Origin of the sequence: Nibricoccus aquaticus, from assembly GCF_002310495.1 — a bacterium.
Lineage (GTDB): Bacteria > Verrucomicrobiota > Verrucomicrobiia > Opitutales > Opitutaceae > Nibricoccus > Nibricoccus aquaticus.
This window is the reverse complement of record NZ_CP023344.1, coordinates 4,434,061-4,460,598: the sequence shown is the minus strand read 5'-3', so window position 1 is coordinate 4,460,598 and position 26,538 is coordinate 4,434,061. Positions and strand designations below refer to the sequence as shown.

Below are 26,538 nucleotides of genomic sequence, written 5' to 3'. Positions count from 1 at the left end.
TCTCCCATGCCCGCCGCCGTCCGCGTCTACCTCCTCACCTACCGGCGCAACCACCTGCTCCCCCGCGCCCTCGCGAGCCTACTCGCGCAAACCTTCACCGACTGGACCTGCGAACTCCACAACGACGCCCCCGACGATCCTTTCCCCGCGCAGCTCGTCACCCAAACCGCCGACCCGCGCATCCGCCTCGTTCAACACGAAAAAAATCTCGGCCCCAACCGCACCTTCAACCTCGTCTTCCAACCCTGCGCCGAGCGCTACGTCTGCCTCCTCGAAGACGACAACTCTTGGGAACCCTCCTTCCTCGAAACCCTCGTCGCCCTCTTGGATAAAAACCCTTCCACCCAGGTCGCCTGGTCCAACATGCGCATCTGGCAGGAAAACCCGGATACAACCTGGACCGACACCGGCCGCACCATCTGGCCCATCGCAGACTTTCCCAGCTCGCAACCAGCCGCCTTCTCCTGGCCTCACGAACGCCACCTCGACTCCCTCGTCCACTCCAACGGCTCCGCTCTCATCCGCTCCGGCCCGCACCTCGCCGACTTCATCGTCCCGCCCGAAACGCCCTTTCTCGCGATGGAACCCATCCGCGAACGCGCCATGCGCTTCCCGCTTCTTTTTCACCCGCAGCCGCTCGTGAACTTCGCGTGGACCGTCGCCACCGCCCGCGAATCCAGCTCCCTCCTCGCCGCCGAGATGAAGGCCCTGCTCACCGCGTCCTACCTCCGCCACGCACCACTCGACCGCGCCGCCTTCGCCCAACTCGCCGACCGCGCCCGCCGTTCCCCCGCCAACGAACTCTCCGGCCTGCTCGTCTCCGCTGCTCTCGCCAGTCACGCCGCCTCCTTCGCCCGCCACATCCGCCTCGCCGAATGGCCGCGCATCCTCGCCTCGCTTCTCCGCCACGCCCGCACCAACGTCTCCATTCTCCGGGCACGCCGCCGCCACGCCGCCATCTGGGCCTACCTTGATCTCCACACCGCCCGCCGCTTTGTTGAAGCCCGCTCGCCCTCCGCATGATCGCCGCCTCCATCATCATCCCGGCTTTCAACCGCCTCGCCCCGCTCCGCCACACCCTCCGCAGCGCCGCCGCCGCGCTCAACGCATTCGGTCAACCCGCTGAAATCCTCCTCATCGACGACGGCTCCACGCCTCCACTCAGCGAACAACTCGCCGCTTTCGACGCCGGCCACCCCGTCACGTTTCTCCGTCAACCCAACCAGGGCTCCATCGTCGCCCGCCACACCGGCCTCACCGCCGCCCACGGCGAATGGATTCTCTTCCTCGACTCCGACGACCTCATCCCCCCGGAAAAATTCACCGCCCAACTCGGCTCGCTCACCGCCGCGTCCTCCTTCGACGTCCTCTACGCCGACATGGCCCGCGCCAAAAACAACACTACCTCCCCCGACGCCCCGCCCGTCTTCGAACCCGCCGAAAAACTCCCCCGCACCACCGAGCCCGCCGAACTCTTCCTCACGATCCAGCCCGCGCCGCACAATCCGATCTACCGCCGCGAGTACCTCCTCCGCGCCCTCGCCTCGCCGCTCGTCCCGCCCGAGCGCCGCTTCGATCCCGCCGGCGATGTCTGGCTCTTCTACAACCTCTGCACGCATCCCGCCCGCATCGGAAAAGTCGACGCCTCGCTCTGTGCCGCCGGGGTGCATTCAGAAGATCGCTACAGCCTCCAGTGGGAGAAACTCGCCGCCGCCGCCCTCCCGCTCATGGAGTCCTTCGCCGCAAGCTGCCCGCGCACCGACGCCACCCTCTCCGCCCGCACCATCGTCGGCGAACGCGCCTTCCTCTCCTGGCGCAGCCTCCCGCGCGGCTTCGCCCCCGACTTCACCCGCCGCATGTTTTCCCTCTGGAAAAACTCTCCACGCGGCCCGCTCGTCCGCCTCGGCCAGCCCGGCTTCCAAAAACTAGCCCGTCTCCTCGGCCCCGCTTTCGCCGCGCGCCTCCTTCGCCTGCGCAACGCTCCCTACTCGCGCGTCCGCACGCTCGACGCCGCCGACTACGACCGTCTCTTCCACTCCGCCAACTCCGCCGCCCTCTCATGAATCCCCGCCAGCTCGCCGGACGTTTCATCTACCGCGCCTACCACGCGCCGGTCGGAGCCGTGCAAAAATTCTTCTCCGCCGGCGGCCCCTTCGAACAACGCCGCACTGAACAAGGTCGCACCGCCATGGAAGCCGCCGCCCACCACCTGCCGCTGCTTCCCACACCTTCCGACTCCGCGCCCGTCACACTCCACCTGCTCACCGGCCGCCGCTACTGGTATCAAACCGCCTTCTGCCTCTGGAGTTTCGCCCACGCCGCCCAACGCCCGCTCGCACCCGTCCTCCTCGACGACGGCACGCTCACGCCCGAATTCTCCGACCCCATCCTCCGCCTCTTTCCCGCCACCACCATTCTCACCAGCGCCGAAATCGAAGCCCGTCTCGACGCCGCGCTTCCTGAGAAAAACTTCCCGTCTCTCCGCCAGCGCCGCCGCGAATTTCCACTCCTCCGCAAGCTCACCGATCCCCACGCTGGCCTCATCGGCTGGCGTCTGCTCATCGACTCCGATCTCCTCTTTTTCCGCCGACCCGACGCGCTGCTCGCCTGGCTCGATCACCCGACACAACCGCTCCGCGCCGAAGATCTCGCCAACGCCTACGGCTACCCACTCGCCCTCCTCGCCGAGGTCGCCGGACAACCCGTCCCCGAGCGCGTCAACACCGGACTCCTCGGTCTGCGCAGCGACGACATCAATTGGTCCCGCTTCGAATACGCCTGCCACACCCTCCTCGCCCGCGGCGGTCCGCAGTACTACCAAGAACAAGCCCTCGCCGCCGTCCTGCTAGCCGGCCGCACCTGCACCGTTCCTCCGCCCGCCGATTACGTGCTCTGCCCCAAGCCCCCCGAGTCTCACGCCTGCCGCGCCGTCATGCACCACTACGTCGCCGACTCCAAACGCTGGTACTTTCAAACCAACTGGCGCCGCTTCACCTCACCCACCAAATAAATCTTAACCGCCTCCCACTATTTCCGGCTCCGTCCCTCCGCCTTTCAACATTCACCCTTCACCCCTCACTCTTCATTCCCCCCCTCCTCTCCATCCTCATCCCGGCTTACAACGCCGCTCCTTGGATCGACACCACGCTCCGCTCCGCTCTCGCGCAGACCTGGCCCAACACCGAGCTCATCGTCGTCGATGACGGATCGACCGACACCACCCTCGCACTCGCGAACGCTTTCGCGTCCGCCCATTCCGCCGCCAGCATCCGCGTCGTCACCCAGCCTAACCGCGGAGCCAGCGCCGCCCGCAACCACGCCCTCCGCCTCGCTCGCGGCGACTACATCCAGTTCCTCGACGCCGACGACTGGATCGCCCCCGATAAAATCACGATCCAGCTCGACCGCCTGATTCCACTCGGTCCCCGCGCGCTCGCCTCCGCTTCCTGGGTACGCGTCGACCGCGAGTTTCTCCACAACGGCGAGCCCAGCACTCGCTCCAGTATTACCTTTCCTCAACCGCCCCCGCCCAACGCCCGCGATCTCACCGGCATCGAGTTCCTTCAACTCAACTTCGAAACCATCTCCATGATGCACCCCGCCGCCTGGCTCGCCCCCCGCGCGCTCCTCGACGCCGCCGGCCCTTGGGATGAATCCCTCTCGCTCAACGACGACGGCGAATACTTCGCCCGCGTCGCCCTCGCCTCCACCGGCATCGTCTTCTGCCCCGATGCCCGCAGCTTCTACCGCTCCAATCTCTCCGGCTCCCTCAGCCGCCGCAAAGACCCGCGCGCCCTCGCCTCCCTCCACCGCTCCGTCGAGCTCACCCTCAGCCACCTCCTCGCCGCCGACTCCTCCCCGCGCTCAACCGCCGCCGCCGCCTTCGCTTGGAAATGGGCCGCCTTCGAGCTGTATCCGTCTTCCCCTGACCTATCCCGCGACGCCGAACGCCGCAGCCTCGCCCTCGGCGGCAGCCCGCGCCCGTTCCCCGCCAGCGGCCGCTTTCAACTCCTCTCCCAACTCCTCGGCTGGCGCCTCGCCCGCCGCCTCACCGCATGAACGCCTCCACCGTGATCCCGTTCGACCAGCTCGTCGCCGCCTACGAAAACACCGCCGCGCACAACGACGCGCTCCACGCCCGCCTCACTGCCGCCACCTGGGCCGATCCACTCCTCGCCGCCCACCGCCGCCACGTCGAAGAAAACAAACTCGGCTTTGGCGACCCCGCCTTTCACGCCATGTGGGCCAGCCTCCTCGCCGCCGCCGCGAAACGCTTCGGCTCCGTCCGCGCTCTCGAGATCGGCGTCTTCAAAGGCCAGGTCATCTCCCTCTGGTCCCTCCTCGCTCGCGAACTCGCCCTCGACGTCGAAGTCTCCGCCCTCGGCCCGCTCGCCGGGCAACCCGCGCCGACCCTGAAGCTCCTCAATAAAATCCGCTACCGCCTCGACCGCCGTTTCCGCGAGCAGATCGACAACGCCAACTTCTACGCCAACGAGGACTACCCCGCGATCCTCGCCGCCCACTTCGCTCATCACGGCCTCAACTTCGACGCGGTCCGCGTGTACCGCGGTTTCTCCAACGCCCCCGACATCCTTCGCGACCTCAACAAAGCCGAGTTCCACATCGTGTACGTGGACGGCGATCACAGCTACGACGGCGCGCTCGCCGACTTCAAAACCTTCTCCGCCAAAATTCCCCTCGGCGGCTGGCTCGTCGCTGACGACGCCGGCGGCGATCTCCCCGGCACCACCTTCTGGAAAGGCCACGAAGCCGTCACCCGCGCCGTCCAGATCATGCCGTCCCTCGGTTTCAAAAACGTCCTCAACGTCGGCCACAACCGCATCTTTGAACGCGTCTCCGCCTGAGTCTTCCACCGCGCGCGTCCGCGTCTTCCTCCCGACGTACCGCCGCCACGCGTTGCTCCCCCGCGCCGTCGCCAGCCTGCGCGCCCAGTCTTTCCAGAACTGGATCTGCGAGCTCCACAACGACGACCCCGCCGATCCTTTCCCCGGCGAACTCGTCGCCGGCCTCGCCGATCCGCGTATCCACTTTGTCCAGCACGCGCGCAACCTCGGCCCCATCGAAACCTTCAACCGTTTCTACCAGCCCACCGCCGAGCCCTTCGTCGCCCTCCTCGAAGACGACAACACCTGGGAGCCCACCTTCCTCGAAACCATGCTCGCCGCGATGGACGCCCATCCGTCCGTCACGCTCGCGTGGTGCAACCAGCACATCATCCAGGAAGACCCCGACGGCCACCTCACCGACACCAACACCTTCGCCAATCCTCCGTCGCCCTCGTCCGGACCAGCCGCCGTTTCTCCCCGCCTTCAACCGTGGGGCCAGCTTCGCCAGATCACCGGCGCCCTCCACGCCAACGGCGCCATGCTCCTCCGCTCCCGCCCCGGCCAAAGTTACCCGACTCCGCAAATCCCCTTCGGCTGCGTCGAGGCATTCCGCGAGCGCATGTTTCCGCACCCGCTTCTCTACGTCCCGCAGCCGCTCGCCACGTTCACGATCACGCAACAAACCGCCCGCACTAACTCTGCACGCGACTGGAGCGCCGCCCTCGCCCTCCTCGCCGCGAGCTTCTTGAAACACGCCCGCCTCTCTTCAGACGAATCCCGTCAACTCTGCGCCGACTTCCGCTCCCAACGCCCGCCGATGACCGACACCCTCATCTCCGCTGCGCTCCAATGCCGCGAAGCCCGCGCCCTCCTACGCCACATCACTCCGCGCGACTGGTTTCACTACACGCTCCGCTTCTTCCGCCCCCCGCTCACTGCATTTCACACCCTCCGCGCCCGCTCCCGTCATCCCGATTGGTGGGACTTGCTCGACCGCGAAACCGCCGCACGCTTCCAGGAAACATCGTCGTCCGCGCGTCCGCCCCAAGCCGTGCCCTAACTCATGCCTCCCGCGCCTTTCCCCGTCACTCTCCAGATCAGTCTCGCCCCCGGCGATCACCGCCTCGCGGAAAAACTCCTCACCCATCAAGTCGAGTTCTGGCGGCGCGGCGTAAACGAAATCCTCCTCACGATCGACACCCGCCGCAGCCCCGGGCGCTTCGGCGAAGACTGGAAAAAAGGCCGCCGCCGCATCCTCGAAATCGTCGCGCAAATCCCCGGAGCCCGCATCGTCGAAATCGATTACTCCCGCGAATCCCGCCACGCCATCGCCGACGAATTCTTCGGCGACGTCCGTCCTCCCACCAAGGACTGGCGCGGCGGTCCCTACTACGCCTACTTCTTCGGCCTCCACCACGCGCGCAACGACTTCATCCTTCACGCCGACGCCGACATCTTCTTCGGCGGCGACGGACTCCGCTGGCTCGAAGCCGCCCTCCCGCTCTACACCACGCAGACCGATCTGCTTTTCTTTTCCCCTCTCCCCGGTCCACCCACGACCGACGGCTCGCTGAAACAACTCAAAGCTCCCCGCGAAACCATCGGCGGCATCGATGGCTACGTTTTTTCCGCGATGAGCACCCGCGTTTTTCTTTTCAGCCGCACCCGCTTCCGCGAACGCATCACCGCCCTCGTCCCCCGCGCCCCCGCCTTCCGCGCCCGCCTGTTGGCTCTTCTCGACGGACACCCCGCACAGGAACTCCCTGAAAATCTTTTCACCGAAGCCATGCGCGAGCGCGGCCTCAAACGCTTCGACTTCGCCGGCCCATCTCCCGGCTGCTGGACGCTCCACCCGCCCTACCGCTGCGAAGACTTCTTCAATAAACTCCCCGACCTCATCGCCCGTATCGAAAAAGCCGATCTCCCCGCCGCCCAGCTCGGCGACCACGACTTCAACACCAGCCTTGTCGACTGGACCGAAGCCAAAACCCGCATGGCCAGCCGCCGATGGTGGCACCGTCTGCGTGACCGCTTCTGGGAGTAATCCCGCGTCATGCCCAGCCGCCGTCGCATCCTCATCATAAGCTCCGGCCACCCCTGCCGGAATCCGCGCCCGGTCAAAGAAGCCACCACGCTCGCCGCTGCCGGCTACGACGTCACCCTCCTCACCCCAAGCCCCGACCCCGCGCTCGCCCTGCTCGATAAGGAACTCCTCAAAGGCCGCCACTTTCGCCACGAGATCGTTCCCGCGCCCCACTCATTCTCGCAACGACTCCGCCAATGGCTCGCCCGCCGCTTAGTCGCGCGGGGCTACGAATCCATTCACGCTCTCGGTAACCCCGCCGCCCTCCTCCGCGCCGCCCGCGTCAACCACGCCGACCTCGTCATCGTCCACAACGAGCTCCCTCACTGGATCGGCACCCGCCTCCTTGCCTCCGGTCAGCCCGTCGCCGCCGACTTCGAAGACTGGCACTCCGAAGACCTCCTCCCCGCCGACCGCACCCACCGCCCGCTGAAACTCCTCCGCGCCACCGAACGCAAACTCCTCCACCGCGCCCGCTACGTCTCCACCACCTCCCACGCCCTCGCCGACGCCCTCCACGCCCGCTACGGCGGCCCCCGCCCCGAAGTCCTCACCAACGCCTTCCCCCTTCAGCCCGCCCCTTCCGTCTCTCAACCCTCAACCCTCAACTCTCAACCTGCTCCGCCTCCCTCCTTTTTCTGGTTCTCCCAAACCCTCGGCCCCGGCCGCGGCCTCGAAGCCTTCCTCGCCGCCTGGAAACTCACCACCGCCCCCAGCCGCGTCGTCCTCCTCGGCGAACCCGTCCCCGGCTTCGAACAAAAACTCCTCGCCCCGCTTTCCTCCGCCCAGCGCACCTGCATCCGATTTCTCCCGCTCGTCCCCAACGCCGCACTCCCCGCGCTCATCGCCGAACACGATATCGGCCTCGCCCTCGAAGACCCCGCCATCGTCAACCGCGACCTCACCATCACCAATAAAATCCTTCAATACCTCAACGCCGGCCTCGCCCTCGTTGCGACCGACACCGCCGGCCAGCGCGAAGTCCTCGCCTGCTCGCCCGACGCCGGCCTCATCCTCCCCCGCATCGCCGACGCCACCGAACACGCCCGCCTCCTCGATCACCTTCTCGCCGATTCCAGCGCCCTCCTTGCCCGCAAACAAGCCGCCCGCCTCCTAGCCGAGACCCAATACTGCTGGGAAAAAGAATCTCCCCGTCTCCTCGCCCTCGTCGAAAAAGCCCTCGCATGAATACCCCGCCGCGCACGCTAAAATTCCGCCTGCGCCGCGCCTTCTCGACCGCCCTCCGTCTCGCTCTGCGACTCCGCGCCACACCGTATCGAGTTCCCGGGCACGGCCCCGCCCTCGTCATCGCCCCGCACCCCGACGACGAATCCTTCGGCTGCGGCGGCTGGATCGCTCGCCAGTCCGCCGCCGGTCGCGCCATCCACATCCTCTTACTCACCGACGGCAGCGCCTCCCACCCCGGCCATCCGCTAAAAACTCCCGCCGACATCAAATCCCTCCGCGCCACCGAAGCCCGCGCCGCCGCCATCGCTCTCGGCATCGACTCTTCCTCGCTCCATTTCCTCGACCTGCCCGACGGTCAACTCGCCCACCTCGACACGCCCACCGCCCTCGCCACCAGCCGCCGCCTCCGCGAGTTCATCGGCAACCTCAATCCCGACGAAATCCTTCTGCCCTGCCGCCACGACCGCAGCTCTGAGCACGAAGCTGCCTTCCGACTCGTCGCCACCGCCCTCGCCGATCTCCCCGTCTCACCTCGAATCCTGGAGTTCCCCGTCTGGTCTTGGTGGAGCCCGTCTCTCGCCTGGCGACTCCTCTTCTCCTCCGCCCGCGTGTACCGCTACCGCTTCCCCCAACAGCACGCGCAAAAACTCGCCGCCATGGCCGCCTACCGCTCGCAAACCGATCCGCTGCCACCGCAAAAACACGCCGCGCTCCCCGAGGGTTTCGTTGCCATGTTCTCCGCCCCCGAAGAATACTTCTTCGAAAACTGATGCTCCGCTTCCTGCGCAAAGCCTGTGACTTCGCCGCCTATAAATTTCTGCGCGCCCCGCGCGGCGGCGGCAAACCAGTCCCCGCTTCCGCACTAGACGCCGAATACCGCTCCGGTCACTGGGACACCTTTTTCGGCCCCGAAGAAAAGCCCCGCTACGACGCCCTCGTCCAACTGATCGCCCGCCTCCATCCGTCTCCCTGCCTCCTCGATGTCGGCTGCGGCAGCGGACGCCTCGCCACGCTCCTCGTCCCCGACCGCGTCGCCCGCTACACCGGCCTCGATCTCTCCGAAGAAGGCCTCCAACGCGCCCGCTCCCTCGGCCTTCCCGCCAACGCAACGTTTCTCCACACCGACTTCGAAACCTGGCCGTCTCAACCAACTCCCGCTGACTCTTCAGCAGCCAGCTCCTCCGACGCTCTCTTCGACACGATCGTCTTCAACGAATCCCTCGGCTACGCCCGCGACCCCGCCCGCGTCGCCCGCGCTTTCACTGCGCTTCTCGCTCCCGGCGGCGCTCTGATCGTCTCCTACTACCGCTCGGGAAACCACGAAGCCATCTGGCGCCGCCTGTATCGGGACTTCACCTTCACCGACGAAAACGTGGTTCACAACCCCGCCGGTCTCACATGGGATATTAAAGTGCTCCAGCTCCGCTCCGCCGCATGACCGCCGACGCCCGCCCACTTCGCCGCGTGCTCATCGTGAGCCCTTCGTTCCCGCCGATGAACGCGCCCGACCTCCAGCGCGTCCGCATGAGCCTTCCGTACTACCGCGAAAACGGCTGGGAACCTATCGTCCTCACCATCGATCCCGCCTGCCAGGACGGCTCCCGCGAAGACGCCCTCCGCGCCACCATTCCCGCCGACATCCGCATCCACCGCTGCGGCGCATTTTCGCTCGCGTGGTCCCGCCGCCTCGGTCTCGGCAACCTCGGCCTCCGCGCCTGGTTCCATCTTCTCTTCGCCGGCGCCCGCCTCATCCGCCGCGAAAAAATCGACGTCGTTTTCCTGAGCAACACCCAGTTCGTCACCTTCACGCTCGGCCGTATCTGGCTCCGCTGGCTCGGCGTTCCCTACGTGATCGACCTGCAAGATCCGTGGCGCACCGACTACTACGAACGCCCCGGCTCCCGCCGTCCGCCCGGCGGTTGGAAATACCAGCTCGCCCGCGCCCAGGCCTGGCTCCTCGAAGGCTGGTCCTTCCGCCGCGTCGGCGCCTTCATGAGCGTCTCACAGGTTTACCTCGACGATCTCCGCCAGCGCTACCGCTGGTTCCGCTTTGTGCCCGCCGAAGTGATACGCTTCGGTGCCAGCGAAACCGATCTCGCCGCCGCGCGCGCCCTGCCTCCGATTCCGTCTCTCAACGCTCAACCCACAGCTCTCAACTCCGCCGCCGCCCCGGCGGTCATCCGCTTCATCTACACCGGAGCTGCCGGCCCGATCATGCCGCACGCGCTCAAGGTCCTTTTCCGCGCACTTTCCCTCTTCCGCGCCGCCCGCCCCGACGACGCTCGCCGCCTCCGCTTCGAATTCCTCGGCACCAGCTACGCCCCGCCCGGACGCGGTGTAGAATCCGTCGTCCCCGTCGCTCGCGAATTCGGCGTTGCTGATCTCGTCCACGAACTCCCGCACCGCCTCGGCCACCTCGAATGCCTCCAAATCCAGACCAGCGCCGACGTCCTCCTCCTCCTCGGCTCCAGCGACCTCGCCTACTCTCCCTCGAAACTTTACCCCTACTACCTCGCCGCGCGTCCCATGCTCAGCGTCGTCTTCCGCGACAGCTATCTCGAGTCGATGCTGCGCGAACTCGCCTGCTCCACCGTCGTGACTTTCTCCGAAAACGCCCCCGCCGACGACGCCCACTCACAACTCATCGCCTTCTTCGATCACGCGCTCAACGGCTTCGCCCGCTTCACTCATCCCGTTCGCAACGACGCTTTCTTTCGCCGCGAATTCCTCGCCCAATCCTTGACCGCCCGCCAGTGCGCGCTCTTCGCCGCCGCCGTTCCGCCCGCTCCCGCTGACCTCGCGTGAACAACCCTCCCGCCAATTCCTCCTCTCCGCGCGCCCGCCGCATGAGCCGCGCCGTGCTCTTCGCGCTCGCCGCCACCGAGGCCTACTTCTTCGCAAACGCCCACGTCCGCGATTCCCTGCACCTCCAGCTCGGCCTCGTGATGATTCTCTTCGCCTTCGTCCCTGCCTGGCGCTGGGCGAAAAGCGGCTCCACCTCGCTCCCCGTTTTTGAAGTCCTCCTCTTCATCACCGCCAACACCTACGCCTTCCCACTCCTCAACGGACACGAGGAGCTCCTCCGCTACTCCATCGAAGACGTCACCAACACCGCGCTCCAGGTGATCCTCTTCCAGATCTCCGCCATCGTCGTGCACGCGATGGTCCCGACCCGCCCCGGCCGCGGCGCCTTCTGGCAGGAGGAGGTCATCGGTCCCACGCTCAGCCGCTGGGTCGAGCACGGCATGACGATCAGCACCGCCTACGTGATCATCAGCACATTCACCGATTGGATACCGTCGTCCTTCGGCAGCGTGCTCCGCGCCGTCTTCTTCGGCATCGGCATCATCTGCACTTTCATCACCAGCCGCCGCCTCGGCCAGGGCAGTCTCTCTCCCGGCGAAAAGCTGATGTTCTTCCTCAACCTCTTCGCTCAAAGCGTCGCCATCGGCGCCACGCTCGTCCTCGTCCAGGCGATCTCCACCATCCTGCTCGCACTCGTCGGCTACGTCTCCGCCAGCGGCCGCGTCCCCGCCGTCGTCACCGTCGTCGTCTTCGGCACACTCGCCATCCTCCACAACGGCAAATCCGAGATGCGCGCCATCTACTGGACGCCCCAGGAACAACATCTCCCACCCGCCTCCACGCTCCCGCAATTCTACTCCACGTGGTTTCAGCACGGCCTCGCCCTCTCCGAAAGCGAGCCCGGCGGGAAAAACAAAATGACGAGCAAGCTCATCGAGCGCACTTCGCTCCTCCACATCCTCTGCCTCGTCGTCAGCAATTCCCCGCAGCCCAATCCCTACCTCGAAGGCGAGACCTACGGCTACATCCCCGGCCAGTTCGTCCCGCGTTTCTTCTGGCCCGAAAAACCCCCCGGCCACGTCAGCACCAGCCGCCTCTCCGTTTACTACGGCCTGCAAACCGAGGAGGAAACCCACCGCACCACCATCGGCTTCGGCATGGTTGCCGAGGCCTACGCCAACTTCGGTTTCTTCGGCGTCATCGGCATCGCCGCCTTCCTCGCCGCCTTGCTCAAAAAAATCTCCGGCCTCGCCGAAGGCGGCCCGCTGCTCTCCTACGGCGGCGTCCTCATGGTCATCCTCCTCGCCTGGAGTTTTCAGGTCGAGTTCACCCTCAGCCTCTGGCTCTCCTCCCTCTATCAAGCCTGCCTCGCCGTCCTCGGCCTCTGCTACGCCCTCCGCAAATTCATCAACTAACCCGCCCATCTTCCGCTTACTTGTTCGTCCGCCGCCGCCCTCGCCTCGAAACAAATCCCGCCCCACCGCCACAAGCACGCAGTTCCTCCTCAATCCTGTACTCCTGTTAATCCTGTCCAAAAATTGCGCCGCCTCCTCCTCCCTCCGTCATCAGTGTCCCTCAGTGCCCATCAGTGGTTAAAAAATCCGCGCTCCGCCCTCTGACTCCACCGTGCATCGCCTCGCCATCGTCCTCTCGCATCCGACGCAGTACTACAGCCCGTGGTTCCGCTGGCTCCGCGCCAACACCGCGCTCACCTTCCGCGTCTTCTATCTCGACGACACTGGCATCGCGCCAACTCACGACGAGAAATTCAAAAAAACCTTCGCCTGGGACGTCGATCTCACCAGTGGCTACGACTGGGAACTCATCGAAAATACCGCCCGCCGCCCCAGCACCCTCCGCTTCTTCGGCCTTAAAAACCCCACGCTCCACGCCCGCATCGATGACTGGGGCGCCACCGCCATCCTCCTTTTCGGCTACAATTACGCCACCCACCTCAAGCTCATCGCCTGGGCCCGCCGCAAAAAAATCCCGCTCCTCTTCCGCGGCGACTCCCACCTTCTCGGCCGCCCCGCGCCACGCGGCCTTAAGAAAACGCTCCTCACGTTTCTCTACCGCCAGTTCGCCGCCATCACCTGCGTCGGCGCTGCCAACCGCGATTACTTCCTCCACCACGGCGTCCCGCCCACCCGACTCTTCTTCGCCCCCCACGCCGTCAACGCCGCCCACTTCGATCCCGCCTCGCCCGCCCACCGCAACATCTCCCTCGCCCTCCGCGTCGAGCTCGGCCTCGCCGCCCACACCCGCGTCATCCTCTTTGCCGGAAAACTCATCCCGCAAAAACAACCCCGCGCCCTCCTCGAAGCCTTCCTCGCCCTCAACCCGCCCGACACCGCTCTCGTCTTCGTCGGCGACGGACCCGAAAAGCCCGACATGCTCGCGCTCGCCGCCCAAGCCTCGCCCGACATCCAGCTCCATTTCCTCCCCTTCGCTAACCAAAGCGAAATGCCTTCGCGCTATCTCCTCGCCGACCTCTTCGTCCTCCCTTCGCGCGGCGCGTACGAAACCTGGGGCCTCGCCATCAACGAAGCCATGCACCTCGGCGTCCCCTGCCTCGTGAGCGACCACGTCGGCTGCCAGCGCGACCTCGTCACCGACGGCGAAACCGGCTGGGTCTTCCACGCCAACTCGTCCGACAGCCTACGCGAAAAACTCTCCACCGCCCTCGCCGTCCTCGCCCGCGACCCCGCCCCCATCCGCACCGCCGTCGCCACTCGGATAGCCAGCTACACCTACGCTCAGTCATCCGCCGGTCTTCAGGCCGCGCTCCATTCACTCTCCGCGTCTTCAGTTTCGTGAGCCCTGTCCGTCCTTAGGAAATAGTCTTCTCCCAAACCCTGTGTTCGTCCTCACACGCCATTTCTTCCTCGAACTATTCGCCGTCCTGCACGCAGCCGCGCTCGTCATCTTCGCCAGCTGGGCCCTCGGAGGAAACATCGCGTGGGCGCGTCCCGTCCTTTCGATCTTCGGCAGCTTGGGATTGGTCCTCACGATAGCCGCGATCTTCATCCGCCTGCGCGACGAACGCGCCTCGCTCCGCGCGCTCCACTTCCTGTGGCCGCTTCTCGGATACAACGCGCTCGTCCTCCTCAGCACTCTCCAGCCCGCCTTCACCTCCGGAGTCATCTACGGAGCAAATGTCCTGGTCCCGATCACGCCGCTCACCGGCTGGCCGTGCAGCGCTCAACCCACCGAAACGCTCCTTGAGCTCTGGCTCTTCAACGCCCTGTTCATTCCCGCCTTTAACCTGCTCCTGTGCGTCCGCATGCGCCATTCCTTGCGCGCCCTGCTGCTCATCCTCGCCGGAAATGCCGTCGTCCTCGCTATCTTTGGTACGCTCCAAAAACTCACGCACTCCTCCGGCCTTTTCTTCGGGGCGATCGCCTCGCCCAACAAAACGTTCTTCGCCTCCTTCATCTACCACAACCACTGGGGAGCCTTCGTCCTGCTCATGCTCGCCGCCGCGCTCGGCCTCGTCTTCCGCCACGCCCTCCGTCCCGACTCGCGTGACTTCTTCCACTCGCCCGCCTTCCTCGGTCTCGTCGCGGCACTCCTCCTCGCCGCCACCGCCCCGCTCAGCACATCGCGATCTTCATCAGCCCTCGTCGCCCTCCTCCTCGGCCTCGCTCTTCTTGACGCCCTGCGCCGCCTCATCAACCGCCGCTCCTCAGAAAAACGCTCCCGCTTCGCGCCTGCACTCGCACTCGTCCTCACCGCGCTCATCGCCGCGTACGCCATCTTCGATCTCGCCCGCCCCATCATCGCAGCCCGCGCGACTGACACCCGTGAACAACTCGCCGCCATGCGCGCCACCGGCGGCATCGGCTCCCGTGCCACACTCTACGCCGACACCTGGCGCATGGCCGCCGACCGTCCCGCCTTCGGCTGGGGTCTTGGCTCCTACGCCCCCGTCTTCCAGCGCTACAACACCCAGCAATCCATCGACAGCCTCCCCATCATCTACGTGGACGCCCATTCCGACTGGCTCCAATCCCTCGCCGAAACCGGCTTCACCGGCACCGCCCTCATCGGCCTGCTCGTCCTGATCCCCGTCGTCACCACGCTCCGCCACCGCCCCGGCCCGCTCCCCGCGTACTTGCTCGCCGGATGCGGACTCGTTTTGCTCTACGCATGGATCGAGTTCCCCTTCGGCTGCCCCGCCGTCATCGCCGCCTTCTGGATAACCCTCTTCTCCGCCGCGCGCCTCGCCCAGCTTGACGCCCATGACCGCCCCGCCCGCGTCTGACCCGATGTTCTCCATCGTCATCCTCACGCTCAACGAAGAGCAAAACCTCCCCGCCACGCTCGCGAGCATCCGCGATTGCGACGACATCGTCGTCCTCGATTCCGGCTCCACCGACCGCACTCACCAAATCGCCCGCGCCGCTGGAGCCCGCGTCGTCGTCAACCGTTTCGAGAACTTCGGCCAGCAACGCAACTTCGCCCACACCGATATCCCCTTTCATCACGATTGGGTCTTCCACCTCGACGCCGACGAACAATTCACCCCCGAACTCTTCGCCGAGTGCGTCCGCCTCTCGTCCGAAAATCCTCCCGCCCTCGATGGCTTCTTCGTCGCCCCACGCATGATTTTCCGCGACCGCTGGATTCCCCGCTGCACCGATTTCCCCGCCTACCAGGCCCGCTTCGCCCACGCCAAACGCTTCCGCTTCATCCAAACCGGACACGGCCAGCGCGAAGCCCCCGACATGCGCCTCGGCAAAATTCAGGCAAACTATCTCCACAACCTCTCCGCCCAATCCGAGTCCGAACTCCTCGATAAACACCTCCGCTACGCCCGCCAGGAAGCCGCTGCCTTCCTCGCCCGCGCCACCGATCCCGCCCCGCTCAACCGCCGTATCCGCTCCGCCGATCCACTCATCCGCCGCCGCGCCCTGAAAGAACTCAGCCACCATTTCCCCGCACGCGGCTTCCTCCGCTTCCTCTACCAATACATCGCCCGCCGCGGCTTCCTAGACGGCGCGCCCGGCTTCGCCTACTGCCGCATCATGGCCAAGTACGAACATTGGGTTTCCCAAGAAATCCACCGCCAACGCCGCGCCCGCGCCTCCACCTGATGCCTCAACCGCGCGTCATCTTCGTCAACCGCTTCTACTGGCCCGAGCAACCCGCCACCGCGCAACTGCTCGCCGATCTGGCCGAGTCCCTCACCTCGAGGGGACTCCCGATCACCATCATCACGAGCCATCCAGGAGAAGCCTCCATTCCCTCCGAGGAAACCCACCACGGCGTCCAAATCATCCGCATCGGCGAAAAGCGCCTCGGTCAGAAAAACCTCCTCAAACGCACCGCCGACTTCGCCCGCTTCCTCCTCGGAGCACGCCGCGCAGTCACCCGCCACGCCCATCCCGGCGACACCCTCGTCGCCATGACCGACCCGCCTCTCCTCGGCGTCGCGCTCGCCGGAATCGCGAAACGAAAAAACCTCCGGCTCATCCACTGGATTCAAGACATCTTCCCCGAAGTCGCCATCGCCGTCGGCCACAAATTCACCGCCCTCACCCGCCCATCCCGCGACCGCGCCTGGCGCTCCGCCTCCGCCTGCGTCGCCCTCGGCACCGATATGGCCGCGCTCCTCCGCGAGCGCGGCGTGCCCGACTCCCAAATACACCTTTGTCCCAACTGGGCCCCCGAGGGCCTGCAACCACTCCCGCCCGATTATCCCGCCACTGCCACTCTCCGCACACACTGGGCTCTCGACGGCAAACTCGTCATCGCCTACTCCGGCAATCTCGGTCGCGTCCACGATTTCACCTCGATCATTCCGCTCGCCGAATCACTCCGCGCCGACACGGACATCGCCTTCGTCTTCATCGGCGACGGCGCCCAACGCGCCTCACTCGAAGCCGCCGCCCGCGAACGTAATCTCGCCAACATTCACTTCCATCCCGCCCAGCCGCGCGACCAACTCGCCGAGACGCTCGCCCTCGGCGACATCCACCTCGTTACGCTCCGCACCGGCTGCGAACGCCTCGTCTTCCCGAGTAAACTCTACGGCATCGCCGCCATCGGCCGCCCCGTTCTCTTCATCGGCCCGCGCGACTGCGAAGTCGCCCGCGTCATCGAATCCAACCGCTTCGGCCACGCCTTCACCTCCGCCCCCGACGACATCCCCCGCCTCGCCGCCATACTTCGCTCACTCAAATCCGATCCCGCCCAACGCCTCGCGCTCGGCCAGGCCTCCTCCGCCTTCTGCGCGCGAGAAGGCCGTCTCCACCACGCCACCACACGCTGGCACTCACTGCTCTCCGGAAACCCGCTTGCGAACACATCCCCCCAGCCGCCACTCTGAGCGCACCTCATGACGATCGGTCGCAAAATGGCCATTGGCCTTCTCTTGCTCGACACGTACGCCCTCGCGTTCGTCTTCAATGTCGTGGGCTGGCTTCGCGGCGTAGCCGATCTGCGCAGTCCCGTTTTCGATCCACTCGTCGTCCCTCTCGTGCTGCTCGTCGTCGCCGTTTTCTTAATCGACGGCTACCGCCAGCGCACCGACATGGCCGGCCTCGATTACACGAGCATGCACGCCATCGCCTTGCTCGCCGCGATGGCCGCGACCTTGCTCATCACCTTCACCGTCCTTCCGCCCGGCTACACGCTCCAGCAAAGCCGTGCCGTCGTCGCCATCAGCTTCGTCGCGCTCATCCCGATCACCCTCAGTTACCGCCGCTGGATTCATCTGCGCTACATCCGGGAACGGCGCGACCGGCAGATCGTTTTCATCGGCGACGCTACCAGTCGCGATGCCTTCCGCGACGAATGCGTCCGCTCGGGCATGAAACAAAAAGTGATCTACGTCAGCAGCCGCGCCGAAGATCCCCTGCTCCCACTCAGCGCCGGCACGAACGCCCCATCAACCGCGTTAAACGCTCTCTTGCGCGACATCCAACGCGGCGAAATCGCCATCGAGGCCGTCGTCCTCCGCGAATCCAGCCGCGAGCTAAACTCCGAAGCCTCGCAACAACTCGTCGATCTCTACTTCGACGGCGTGCCCACCTACACGCTCGAACTTTTCCACCAGATCTACTGGCGTAAAATCCCCCTCTACCGACTCAACCAGACGTGGCTTTTCCAGGAAGGCTTCCGCGTCGCCCGCGAGCCCGTCTTTGAACGTATCAAACGACTCAGCGACATTGCCTTTTCACTCATCGGCCTGACCCTCGCCGCCCCGTTCCTCGCCGTCGCCGCCATCCTCATACGCCTCGAAGACAAAGGCCCGGTCTTCTTCCGGCAAAACCGCATCGGTCGCCACCGCGCCCCGTTTTCCCTTCTCAAACTCCGCAGCATGAAGGTGGACAACAACGGCGCACTCTACACCGCCCAAGGCGACGCCCGCATCACCCGCATCGGCCGATTCCTCCGCGCCACCCGCATCGATGAATTCCCCCAACTCATCAACGTCCTCCGTGGCGAGATGAGCCTCATCGGCCCCCGCGCCGAATGGGACCGCCTCGTCGCCGACTACGAAAAACAAATCCCCTGTTACCACTTCCGCCACCTCGTCCGCCCCGGCATCACCGGCTGGGCCCAGGTAAATTATCCCTACGGCGCCAATCTCGAAGACACGTTACGGAAACTCGAATACGACCTCTATTACATCCGGCACTTCTCCTTCACACTGGATGCATCAATCATCCTCAAGACGATCCACGTGATGCTCTTCGGCCGCGGCCGCTGAACACCCGTGTATTCGCGCCACATCAGACGCGGCTCTTCGACTCTTTCTCCGCCGCCCTTGTCATTCTGTCCTTTCCGACCTCTGTGCACTCTGTGTCCGCGCTCCGTGTCCTCTGTGACAAAACTCAGCGTCGCCCGCGTTTAACTTCTTCATGAAATCCTACGACTTTCTCGTCATCGGCGGCGGCAGTGCCGGCTTCAATGCCGCCCGCGTCGCCCACAGCCTCGGCAAAAAAGTAGCCATCGTCGATGGCGCCAAGGAACTCGGCGGCCTCTGCATCCTCCGCGGCTGCATGCCATCGAAAACACTCCTCTACATCGCCGAGATTCTCCACCTCGCCCAAAAAGGAAAAACCTTCGGCCTCAAAATCCCCCGCGCGTCCGCCGACATGAAGGCCATCCACGCGCGCAAGAAAAAAATCATCGGCGAATTCGCCTCTTATCGCGATCAGGCGATGCACTCCGGCAAATACGACCTCTACCGCGCCCACGCCCGCTTCCTCGATCCGCACACCGTCGAACTCTCCGACGGCAAAAAAATCCGCGCCAAAAAAATCCTCATCGCCACCGGCTCCCGCGTCAGCACCCCGTCCATCCCCGGCCTCGCCGAAACGCCCGCCTGGACTAGCGACGACGTCCTCGATCTCGATTTCATCCCCAAGAGCGTGCTCGTCCTCGGCGGCGGCATTGTCGCCACCGAACTCGCGCAGTTCCTCAACCGCATCGGTTCCCGCGTCACGCTCATCCAGCGCAGCGCGCACATCCTCAAAGACCACTCGCCAGCCGCCAGCGAAACCGTCCAGCAAGCCTTCCGCGACGAGGGCATCGAGCTCCTCACCGGCACGTCGCTCGAAAAAATCTCCGGCGATAAACGCGGTGTCACCGTCCGCTTCACCCAAGGAAAAAAGACGCTCATCCGCCGCGCCGCCCATCTCTTCAACGCCCTCGGCCGCGAGCCCAACACCGCCGGTCTCTCCCTCGAAAACGCCGGCGTCAAACTCACTGCCTCCGGCCGTGTCGTCACCAACCGCTTCCAGCAAACCACCGCGCCCCACATCTACGCCGGCGGAGACGTCGCCGGCCCGCACGACATCGTCCACCTCGCCGTCGCCCAGGGCGAACTCGCCGCCCGTCACGCGTTCGGCGTGAAGAAACTCAAGCCCGTCGATCACTCGCTCCTCCTCAACGTCGTCTTCACCGATCCCCAACTCGCCAGCATCGGCGCGCTCGAGAGCGACCTAAAAAAATCCAAGACGCCGCACCTCGTCGCCAGCTATCCGTTCAACGACCACGGCAAATCCATCCTCATGGACGCCAACTACGGTTATGTGAAGGTCATCGCCGAACCGAGACGCGGCCGCATCCTCGGCGCGGAAATCGTCGGCAAAGACGCCGGCGAACTCATCCACTGCTTCAGCGGCCCGCTCGCGATGAAAGCCACCGTCTTCGATCTCCTCCGCGCACCTTGGTATCATCCCACGCTCGCAGAAATCATCACTTACCCCCTCGAAGAAATCGCCGACCAGATCTCCTGACTCCGAGGTAGGGCGGGTTAGCCTTAACCCCGCTGTTCACTCACGCCCGCGCCTAATCGTCGCTCCCCGTCCCGCCTCACCCGCGTTCCTCCAACCGGAAAAACCCTCGCCCGCCAATCTCACGCCAGCGTACTCCCGACCGCCTCCGCTGCCCGCGCAAACAACTCCTTCCGCGCAGCCGCATCGCGCTTCCGATCCGTCCGCACTTCCAGCACGCGCACCCCGCTCGCTGGCAACGCCGCGATCAACGTCTCAAACTCCGCCCAGTCTTTCACGGCAACATGCTCCACGCCATGCGCAGCGCACAGCGTCGCAAAATCCACCTGCTGCGGCGTCGCAAAAAATCCCTCGAAAGGCGGCTCAAACTGCGCCACCGGCAGATGCCCAAAAATCCCACCGCCGTCGTTGTTGATGAGCACGATCGTCAGTGATCCGCGCAGCTTCGGTTTTATCAAAAACCCGTTCGCGTCATGGAGCAGCGCGAGATCGCCCGTGAGCAACACCGCCGGCTTCTCATTTCTGTGCGCAATGCCCAGCGCCGTCGAAAGCGTGCCATCGATCCCGTTCGCGCCACGGCTGAAATAAATCTGCGTACCGCGCTCCGTCACCGGCCACACATACTCAAGATCGCGCACCGGCATCGAGTTCGCCACGAACACCGGCGTGCCCGCCGGAAGACTACGCGCCATCAGCCACGCCGCCTTCGCCTCGAACCGTTCCGCCGTTTTCTCCAGCGTCGCATCGATCACGCCACGCGCCGCCGTCTCCGCCTCCATCCACGCCTGCACGTAGCTCGCATCGGCCGCCCCGCCGCTCACCGCGGTCAGATTCTCCACCGGCAACACCAGTTGCCGCGTCTTCCCGTGCAGAGCGTCGCGATTGTTCGTCGTTGGCGCGACCAGCAATGTCTCCGCCTGCGTCTGCTCCAGCCAGCCGCGCAGCACCTTGCTCGTTGGCCAGCTCCCAAGGCACAGCACCGTGCGCGGCGTCAGTTCGCGCGCCGCTTTCTCGTTTCTCAGAATCGCATCGTACGCGCTCACCCGCGTCACTCCTGGCATCGCCAGATGCCGCGCCGGCGAGAGCACATCCACCAGCACCGGCCAGCCCAGCGTGCGCGCCAGCCCGCTCAACTTCTCCGCATATTTGTCCGCATGTTCGGCGGCATAAGCACCGGCCACGATCAGTCCGCGCGCCGTCATTGGCCGCTGCACGGCACTGCTTGTTATGGCGATTTTCTCCGATGAGAGATGCGCGAAAAACGCCTCGTCGATCTGCCCTTCAATCCCCTTCGCCGTTCCATTTTCAATCGGCGGCAACGGATCGCGAAACGGAGCATTCAAATGCACCGGCCCTCGTTCGCCCAATCCACTTCCTCCGCTCATCGCCCGCACGCACGCATAAGCGATTGTCTGCCGCAGATAACGCAGCATCGCCACCGTCGGCTCCGGCACCGCCAGCTCGTGATACCACGTCACGAAACTCCCAAAAATTTTCTGCTGATCGATCGTCTGCCCCGACGCGCATTCCCGCATCTCCGGCGGACGATCCGCCGTGATCACGATCAGCGGCACCCCGCTTTCCTTCGCCTCGATGATCGCCGGAAAATAATTCGCCCCCGCCGTTCCCGACGTGCACACGAGCACCACCGCCCGCCGCGTCTGCTTCGCCAGCCCCAGCGCAAAAAACGCCGCCGACCGTTCGTCCAGCACCGGCACCGCCTCGATGCCCGCATGACGCGCCAGCGCCATCGTCAGCGCCGTCGAACGCGACCCCGGTGAACACACCGCCTGCCGCACGCCGCATCTCACGAGCGTCTCCACGAGCACGCTGCACCACAGGCTGTTGGTATTCCGGAAATCGAGTTCGCTCATGCGGGAAACCGCACCGTAACCCACGACGTTATCGAATCAATGAATCAATGCCCTCACGTCCGCCGTCTGTCTATAAGCCCACGCGCGCGTCGCGCATTTTCAGTGCTTCACACACGCGTTTCACTCCGTGCAAACCCCGTCCACCGCTTTACTCGACGCCTGCAATGACTACTCGTTCAGGCCACACACTCACCGTCCTCTCTTCATGAAAACTCCGCTCTGGAACTCTTCCAACGACCAGCCCAAGTCCACCCGCACTGCCATGATCGAGCTGCTCAATCAGCAACTCGCCGACGCCCTCGATCTCGGCCTCCAGGCAAAACAGGCCCACTGGAACGTTAAGGGCCCCGCCTTCATCGCCCTCCACGAACTCTTCGACGAGGTCGCCGCCAAAATCACCTCCGCCGTCGATGAAATCGCCGAGCGCACCGTCGCCCTAGGTGGCATCGCCCAAGGCACCGTCCAGACCATCGCCGAAGGCACCCGTCTCACCGCCTACCCACTCAACATCCTCTCCGGCAGTGAACACGTCCAGGCCCTCGCCGCCGCGCTCGCCCACTTCGCCGAATCCACCCGCACCGCCATCGAGACCGCCACCAAGGCGGGTGACGCCGGCACCGCGGATCTCTTCACCGGCATCTCGCGCGACGTGGACGACCTTCTCTGGAAAGTCGAAGCCCACGCCGCCGCGAAGTCCTGACGGCACGGCTGCGCACTCATTTGTGCGCGCTCGTGCCATACGGGCGCATCCTCAGCCCTGCTCGCGATTCGCACCCAGTTCGTAGCTGATCTTCCCCTCGGCCACCTCGCGCAGCGCCGTGTCTTCAAGCGACATTTTCTCCAGCGAAACCACCAGCGCACGGCTGCCGCGCTTGAGCTGCTTCACACGGGTCGAGACCACGTTCACGAGGATGTTGGGGTCGTTGATAACGGTCAGGGCGGCGCGAAGATAATCGTCTCTCATAGAATACTGGCCGCAGTGCGGCAAACAGGCGTGGTTGGCTGAACGCAACGCACCAAGCGGCACGTTGTTCTCGGATGAGTTCGGCAGTCTAAAAACGATCCGCTCCACTAGCGAGGTCTAATCCCTCCGCATAGCGACTATATCGCAGGTTCTTTGTTCTGTTTTCGTTTTAGCCGGTGTTATCCCCTGTGAACCAGGTCATCGGACTCAGAACTCCTTCTCCGCTACGCTCGCGACCGTTGCGAAGACTCATTCGCCGCAATCGTCCGCGCGCACATCGATCTGGTTTATTCAGCGGCTGCCCGACGCGTAGGTGGCGACACTCACGCCGCGGAGGAAATCACCCAGGAGGTGTTCCTTGCCATGGCTCGTAATGCTCAACGCCTAGCCGGCCATCCCGTGCTGAACGCGTGGTTGCACACCAGTACCCGCAACGCCGCCGCCAACTATCGTCGCCGCGAAATTCGAAAAGAGCGCCAGAAACAACAGGTGCATGCCATGCAAGAGCTCCAATCTAAAAATGAACCTTCCACCGGGTGGGAAACCGTCCGTGGCGTGCTCGATGAGGCTCTCGACGACCTCAACGAGGATGACCGGCAAGCGGTCATCCTCCGCTTCTTTGAAGGCCATTCCTATCCTGAGATCAGCAGTATCTTGGGTCTGCGCGACGAAGCTGTGCGCATGCGTGTTGGGCGTTCATTGGAAAAATTGCGTGCCTCGCTAGCGCGGCGCGGAGTTTCTTCGACCGCCGCGATTCTCGGCGGCTCGCTTAGCACACACTCCGTCATGGGCGCTCCTGCGGGACTGGCTGCGACTGTCTCCACAACCGCCACCGCCACAACCGCAGCGATCTCTGCCTCGGCACCACTCATAACGATTCATTTCATGAACATCACAAAAGCATCTGCGATCATCGCTGGCGTAACCGTGGCTGTCGGCATCTCCGCGCTTACCTATCATCACGCCAAACCCCAAAACACATCTTCAGCCGCGACTGCCAGTACCGTCCAAGCGCCGCTGCTCCTTGGCGGACCTGACCAGCCTGCTCTCACCAACGGACTGTCATCCATCGTCTCGGACCACCGTGCAAGAGATACCTCACCCGTCTCTGCAAAAACAGCCGAAGCCGAAGAAAAAATCGCGGCTCTTCGCGATGTGCTCGCTCGTCTGCCCGAGCAGAGCATTCCTGAACTCAAACTCGCGACCAATGGCGACTGGCATTCCGCAGTAGATGGAAATCTTGAAACAACGGAGGACTACCGTCGCGCGCTCGGTCGCATTCGCCACTTCGCCGAGCGACGTTTTGCGACGGCAGTGCAACCCGCTTTGCGTGCGTATCTGCGCGCGAACCAAGAGCAGTTCCCCAGAGAAACCAGTCAGCTCCAGCCGTTCGCTGCGCCTGAAATCGAAACGGCGATGCTGCAACGGTACAAAGTCGCGCCCGCATCTGAAGTTCCCAATGTGAAGGTGGGCGGTGACTGGATGATCACGCCGACCAATCTGATCGATTCGGAGTACGACCAGTATTCGGTTATTGGGCCTGACGGATTTGGTTCCACGACCGTTTCGCCCGCCTCCATCCGTGACATCGCACTGCTCAAGCCCGCAATCAAGGCCTATGAGGCTGTTCACGGTAAGCGACACGCAGACATAAACCAGTTGGTGCCCTACGTAACCTCGGCAGAGCAGCAGGCTGCAATCGAACGACTGGCGAAGAAGACTAAGTAATCAACCGCGAGGCAGGCGTCCAACCTCACAGTCTTGATTGGGAACCGCAGGCCCAACCATTTGATCACTCATCACCAAATATCGCCCACAAAAAAGCGAGGGCATCGAGCCCTCGCTTGAGAATTGAAACCCGGCATAACGCCGAGCCCGCATGATCGGCGCTACTTAGTAACGGCGATTGCCGCGCTCTTGGAACGCACCGGCGCGACGATCAGGACCGAAGTTACGGCCGCGACCACCGCCACCGCCGCCACCCATTTCTTCCTTCGGCTTGGCTTCGTTGACCGTGAGCGCACGGCCATCGAGATCGTTACCGTTGAGCTTTTCAGCGGCGACCTTGGCTTCATCAGCCGTGCCCATCGTGACAAAAGCGAAACCGCGTGGGCGGCCCGTTTCACGATCGGTGGCGATGAAGACATCGCTCACGGTGCCGAATTGCTCGAAAGTGGAGCGGAGCACGTCTTCGGTGGTTTTGAAGGAAAGATTTCCGACGTATAGTTTGGAGTTCATGTGTTTTGATGTTCGTACCGTCTAAGTCAGTCCGTTCCCGATCATCGGGTTTCGAATCATCATCTGAACTCTCAAAGCTCACCTGAAGACTCACCAGTCACTGTCAGCTAACGTATCTTACGACGGCGCCACATTCGTGCAGCGCCGCCAGATAGCAAGGGACGATTGCTCTTTATTTCTTCAACGCCGCCTCGGCGTGACGCCTCGGTTTGCGCACCGCGACATGCGAGCGGACGCGGGTGCGTCGGCTCGCGACCACTTTGTCCGCCGTGCGATCACACCAGCGGATAAACGCATGAGGACGCGGGCTCTTAAACTCCTCCGCGTTCCACTCACCGCCGTCGGTGTAGAGCGTTTTGGGCGACACCCACGTTCCGAAAAGCATATCGAACACAGGAAACGTGAAAAAGCCTGAGATCGCCTCGTTGCAATCGATCACCGCGTGATGACGCAGGTGGAAGCTGTACACCTTCGTCCAGAATTTGCCGAAGCGCTTAGATTCGAGGCGTGGTGCCCACTTCTCCAGCGGCCAGTGCTCGATAGCGTGGAAAACTTCATAGAGCGTCAGCGATGCGGTGAGCGCGGCAAATCCCGCAAAAAACCACGGGAAGGTAGGCGCGAGCCATTGGCCAAGCGCCAGCAGCGGCGTCACGATGGCGGCGAAAACCACGAGCGTGTACCAAGGGAAAAAGGCCGCTTCACCCTGCTCCGGCTCCGTCATCGGGTAGATATTCTCCACATACGGAACTTCACGCCCACCAGGCAGCTGGCGGCGCGCGATACGCGTGAGATTATGATGAAGCGTATGCTGACGATAAAAACGGCTCAGGAACGGGATCACCGGTTTGTGCAGCACGTAGCGATGGAAGAAGAACTCCATCCCGCAGTTGAAGAGCTTCACACCGAGGAAAATCACGGCGAATTGCCACCAGGCCGCGTTAAGCTGGGCCTGCCAGACTCCTTGTGGAGCGAATGCCCACAAAAGCCCTATTAGACCGGCCAGCGAGAGCGTCACGGTCGTTAAGAAAAGCCCGATCGAGAACTTCTCGACGACAGGGATGCGCTTAGCAGGAAGAGAACACATTGGATTGAGCCTTTCGGGTTTTCCTCCGGATAACAACCGCCGATCCTGCATCAATAAATTTTTGCCCACAAAGTAACCCGCATTGCGCAGTGCGTGACGACTTCTGATGAGACTCCTCACCCAGCTGCACCACACGGGACGACTTCCTCCTGCTGATCTTGAATGGTCGTGCTCCACGCCCATTTTTCCCATCGCCAAACCCGCGCC

The 26,538-nt window shown here is 64.2% G+C and carries 24 protein-coding genes; 20 read left to right on the top strand and 4 right to left on the bottom strand.

Annotated features, from left to right (window positions below; translation table 11 throughout):
• Positions 1 to 6 precede the first annotated feature (6 nt).
• The 18 genes from CMV30_RS18105 (at position 7) to CMV30_RS18025 (ending at position 20,174) form a co-directional block, all read left to right on the top strand.
• Complete coding sequence (locus tag CMV30_RS18105) at positions 7 to 1,023, top strand: glycosyltransferase family 2 protein (RefSeq protein WP_096057337.1); 1,017 nt, start codon at positions 7 to 9, stop codon at positions 1,021 to 1,023.
• Positions 1,020 to 2,063, top strand: a complete 1,044-nt coding sequence (locus CMV30_RS18100) for a glycosyltransferase family 2 protein (RefSeq protein WP_096057336.1) — start codon at positions 1,020 to 1,022, stop codon at positions 2,061 to 2,063. The genes CMV30_RS18105 and CMV30_RS18100 overlap by 4 nt, the downstream gene beginning before the upstream one ends.
• Complete coding sequence (locus CMV30_RS20570) at positions 2,060 to 3,010, top strand: hypothetical protein (RefSeq protein ID WP_245844327.1); 951 nt, start codon at positions 2,060 to 2,062, stop codon at positions 3,008 to 3,010. The genes CMV30_RS18100 and CMV30_RS20570 overlap by 4 nt, the downstream gene beginning before the upstream one ends.
• Entirely contained in the window at positions 2,893 to 4,059 is a 1,167-nt protein-coding gene (locus tag CMV30_RS18095) for a glycosyltransferase family 2 protein (RefSeq protein ID WP_245844487.1), read from the top strand. The genes CMV30_RS20570 and CMV30_RS18095 overlap by 118 nt, the downstream gene beginning before the upstream one ends.
• Positions 4,056 to 4,865 (top strand): class I SAM-dependent methyltransferase, encoded by an 810-nt coding sequence (locus CMV30_RS18090; protein ID WP_096057334.1) that lies wholly within the window; start codon positions 4,056 to 4,058, stop codon positions 4,863 to 4,865. The genes CMV30_RS18095 and CMV30_RS18090 overlap by 4 nt, the downstream gene beginning before the upstream one ends.
• A complete protein-coding gene (locus CMV30_RS18085) occupies positions 4,846 to 5,907 on the top strand; it encodes a glycosyltransferase family 2 protein (RefSeq protein ID WP_175414956.1) in 1,062 nt (353 codons plus the stop codon). The genes CMV30_RS18090 and CMV30_RS18085 overlap by 20 nt, the downstream gene beginning before the upstream one ends.
• Positions 5,908 to 5,910: 3 nt before the next feature.
• Positions 5,911 to 6,891: a hypothetical protein gene (locus CMV30_RS18080; RefSeq protein ID WP_096057332.1), complete on the top strand. Its 981-nt coding sequence runs from the start codon at positions 5,911 to 5,913 to the stop codon at positions 6,889 to 6,891.
• Positions 6,892 to 6,900: 9 nt separating this feature from the next.
• Positions 6,901 to 8,118: a glycosyltransferase gene (locus tag CMV30_RS18075; RefSeq protein ID WP_096057331.1), complete on the top strand. Its 1,218-nt coding sequence runs from the start codon at positions 6,901 to 6,903 to the stop codon at positions 8,116 to 8,118.
• Complete coding sequence (locus CMV30_RS18070; protein ID WP_096057330.1) at positions 8,115 to 8,888, top strand: PIG-L deacetylase family protein; 774 nt, start codon at positions 8,115 to 8,117, stop codon at positions 8,886 to 8,888. Before CMV30_RS18075 ends, CMV30_RS18070 begins: the two co-directional genes overlap by 4 nt.
• A complete protein-coding gene (locus CMV30_RS18065; protein ID WP_096057329.1) occupies positions 8,888 to 9,556 on the top strand; it encodes a class I SAM-dependent methyltransferase in 669 nt (222 codons plus the stop codon). The genes CMV30_RS18070 and CMV30_RS18065 overlap by 1 nt, the downstream gene beginning before the upstream one ends.
• On the top strand, positions 9,553 to 10,923 hold the full coding sequence (locus CMV30_RS18060; protein ID WP_096057328.1) for a glycosyltransferase: 1,371 nt from the start codon (positions 9,553 to 9,555) through the stop codon (positions 10,921 to 10,923). The genes CMV30_RS18065 and CMV30_RS18060 overlap by 4 nt, the downstream gene beginning before the upstream one ends.
• A 41-nt stretch (positions 10,924 to 10,964) precedes the next feature.
• Positions 10,965 to 12,338: an oligosaccharide repeat unit polymerase gene (locus CMV30_RS18055; RefSeq protein ID WP_138223377.1), complete on the top strand. Its 1,374-nt coding sequence runs from the start codon at positions 10,965 to 10,967 to the stop codon at positions 12,336 to 12,338.
• A gap of 211 nt (positions 12,339 to 12,549) precedes the next feature.
• The gene (locus CMV30_RS18050; RefSeq protein ID WP_175414955.1) at positions 12,550 to 13,740 is read left to right on the top strand and encodes a glycosyltransferase family 4 protein; all 1,191 of its coding nucleotides are present in this window, start codon (positions 12,550 to 12,552) and stop codon (positions 13,738 to 13,740) included.
• A 40-nt stretch (positions 13,741 to 13,780) separates the two neighbouring features.
• Positions 13,781 to 15,187 carry an O-antigen ligase family protein gene (locus CMV30_RS18045; protein WP_096057325.1) on the top strand — a complete coding sequence of 469 codons (1,407 nt, stop codon included), beginning with the start codon at positions 13,781 to 13,783 and terminating at the stop codon, positions 15,185 to 15,187.
• Complete coding sequence (locus tag CMV30_RS18040; RefSeq protein ID WP_096057324.1) at positions 15,165 to 16,019, top strand: glycosyltransferase family 2 protein; 855 nt, start codon at positions 15,165 to 15,167, stop codon at positions 16,017 to 16,019. The genes CMV30_RS18045 and CMV30_RS18040 overlap by 23 nt, the downstream gene beginning before the upstream one ends.
• On the top strand, positions 16,019 to 17,254 hold the full coding sequence (locus CMV30_RS18035; protein WP_096057323.1) for a glycosyltransferase family 4 protein: 1,236 nt from the start codon (positions 16,019 to 16,021) through the stop codon (positions 17,252 to 17,254). Before CMV30_RS18040 ends, CMV30_RS18035 begins: the two co-directional genes overlap by 1 nt.
• Positions 17,255 to 17,263: 9 nt before the next feature.
• Positions 17,264 to 18,640, top strand: coding sequence for an exopolysaccharide biosynthesis polyprenyl glycosylphosphotransferase (locus CMV30_RS18030; protein WP_096057322.1), 1,377 nt, complete (start codon positions 17,264 to 17,266; stop codon positions 18,638 to 18,640).
• A 151-nt stretch (positions 18,641 to 18,791) separates the two neighbouring features.
• Positions 18,792 to 20,174, top strand: a complete 1,383-nt coding sequence (locus CMV30_RS18025; RefSeq protein WP_096057321.1) for a dihydrolipoyl dehydrogenase family protein — start codon at positions 18,792 to 18,794, stop codon at positions 20,172 to 20,174.
• A gap of 119 nt (positions 20,175 to 20,293) precedes the next feature.
• Here CMV30_RS18025 and menD read toward each other — a convergent pair whose 3' ends face one another.
• Positions 20,294 to 22,045 carry a 2-succinyl-5-enolpyruvyl-6-hydroxy-3-cyclohexene-1-carboxylic-acid synthase gene (menD, locus tag CMV30_RS18020; RefSeq protein ID WP_096057320.1) on the bottom strand — a complete coding sequence of 584 codons (1,752 nt, stop codon included), beginning with the start codon at positions 22,043 to 22,045 and terminating at the stop codon, positions 20,294 to 20,296.
• A 205-nt stretch (positions 22,046 to 22,250) separates the two neighbouring features.
• Between menD and dps the strand changes: the two genes are divergently transcribed.
• On the top strand, positions 22,251 to 22,745 hold the full coding sequence (gene dps / locus CMV30_RS18015) for a DNA starvation/stationary phase protection protein Dps (protein ID WP_096057319.1): 495 nt from the start codon (positions 22,251 to 22,253) through the stop codon (positions 22,743 to 22,745).
• 51 nt (positions 22,746 to 22,796) lie between these two features.
• Here the strand turns inward: dps and CMV30_RS18010 are convergent, their stop codons facing one another.
• Entirely contained in the window at positions 22,797 to 23,009 is a 213-nt protein-coding gene (locus tag CMV30_RS18010; protein ID WP_096057318.1) for a DNA-directed RNA polymerase subunit omega, read from the bottom strand.
• 261 nt (positions 23,010 to 23,270) lie between these two features.
• Here CMV30_RS18010 and CMV30_RS18005 point away from each other — a divergent pair, with 261 nt between their 5' ends.
• Positions 23,271 to 24,737 (top strand): RNA polymerase sigma factor, encoded by a 1,467-nt coding sequence (locus CMV30_RS18005; protein ID WP_096057317.1) that lies wholly within the window; start codon positions 23,271 to 23,273, stop codon positions 24,735 to 24,737.
• Between the two features lie 165 nt (positions 24,738 to 24,902).
• On the opposite strand, the gene CMV30_RS18000 is transcribed toward CMV30_RS18005, so the two are convergent.
• Positions 24,903 to 25,247: an RNA recognition motif domain-containing protein gene (locus CMV30_RS18000; protein WP_096057316.1), complete on the bottom strand. Its 345-nt coding sequence runs from the start codon at positions 25,245 to 25,247 to the stop codon at positions 24,903 to 24,905.
• Between the two features lie 172 nt (positions 25,248 to 25,419).
• Positions 25,420 to 26,331, bottom strand: coding sequence for a TrhA extension/companion domain-containing protein (locus tag CMV30_RS19995; protein ID WP_096057315.1), 912 nt, complete (start codon positions 26,329 to 26,331; stop codon positions 25,420 to 25,422).
• Positions 26,332 to 26,538 lie beyond the last annotated feature (207 nt).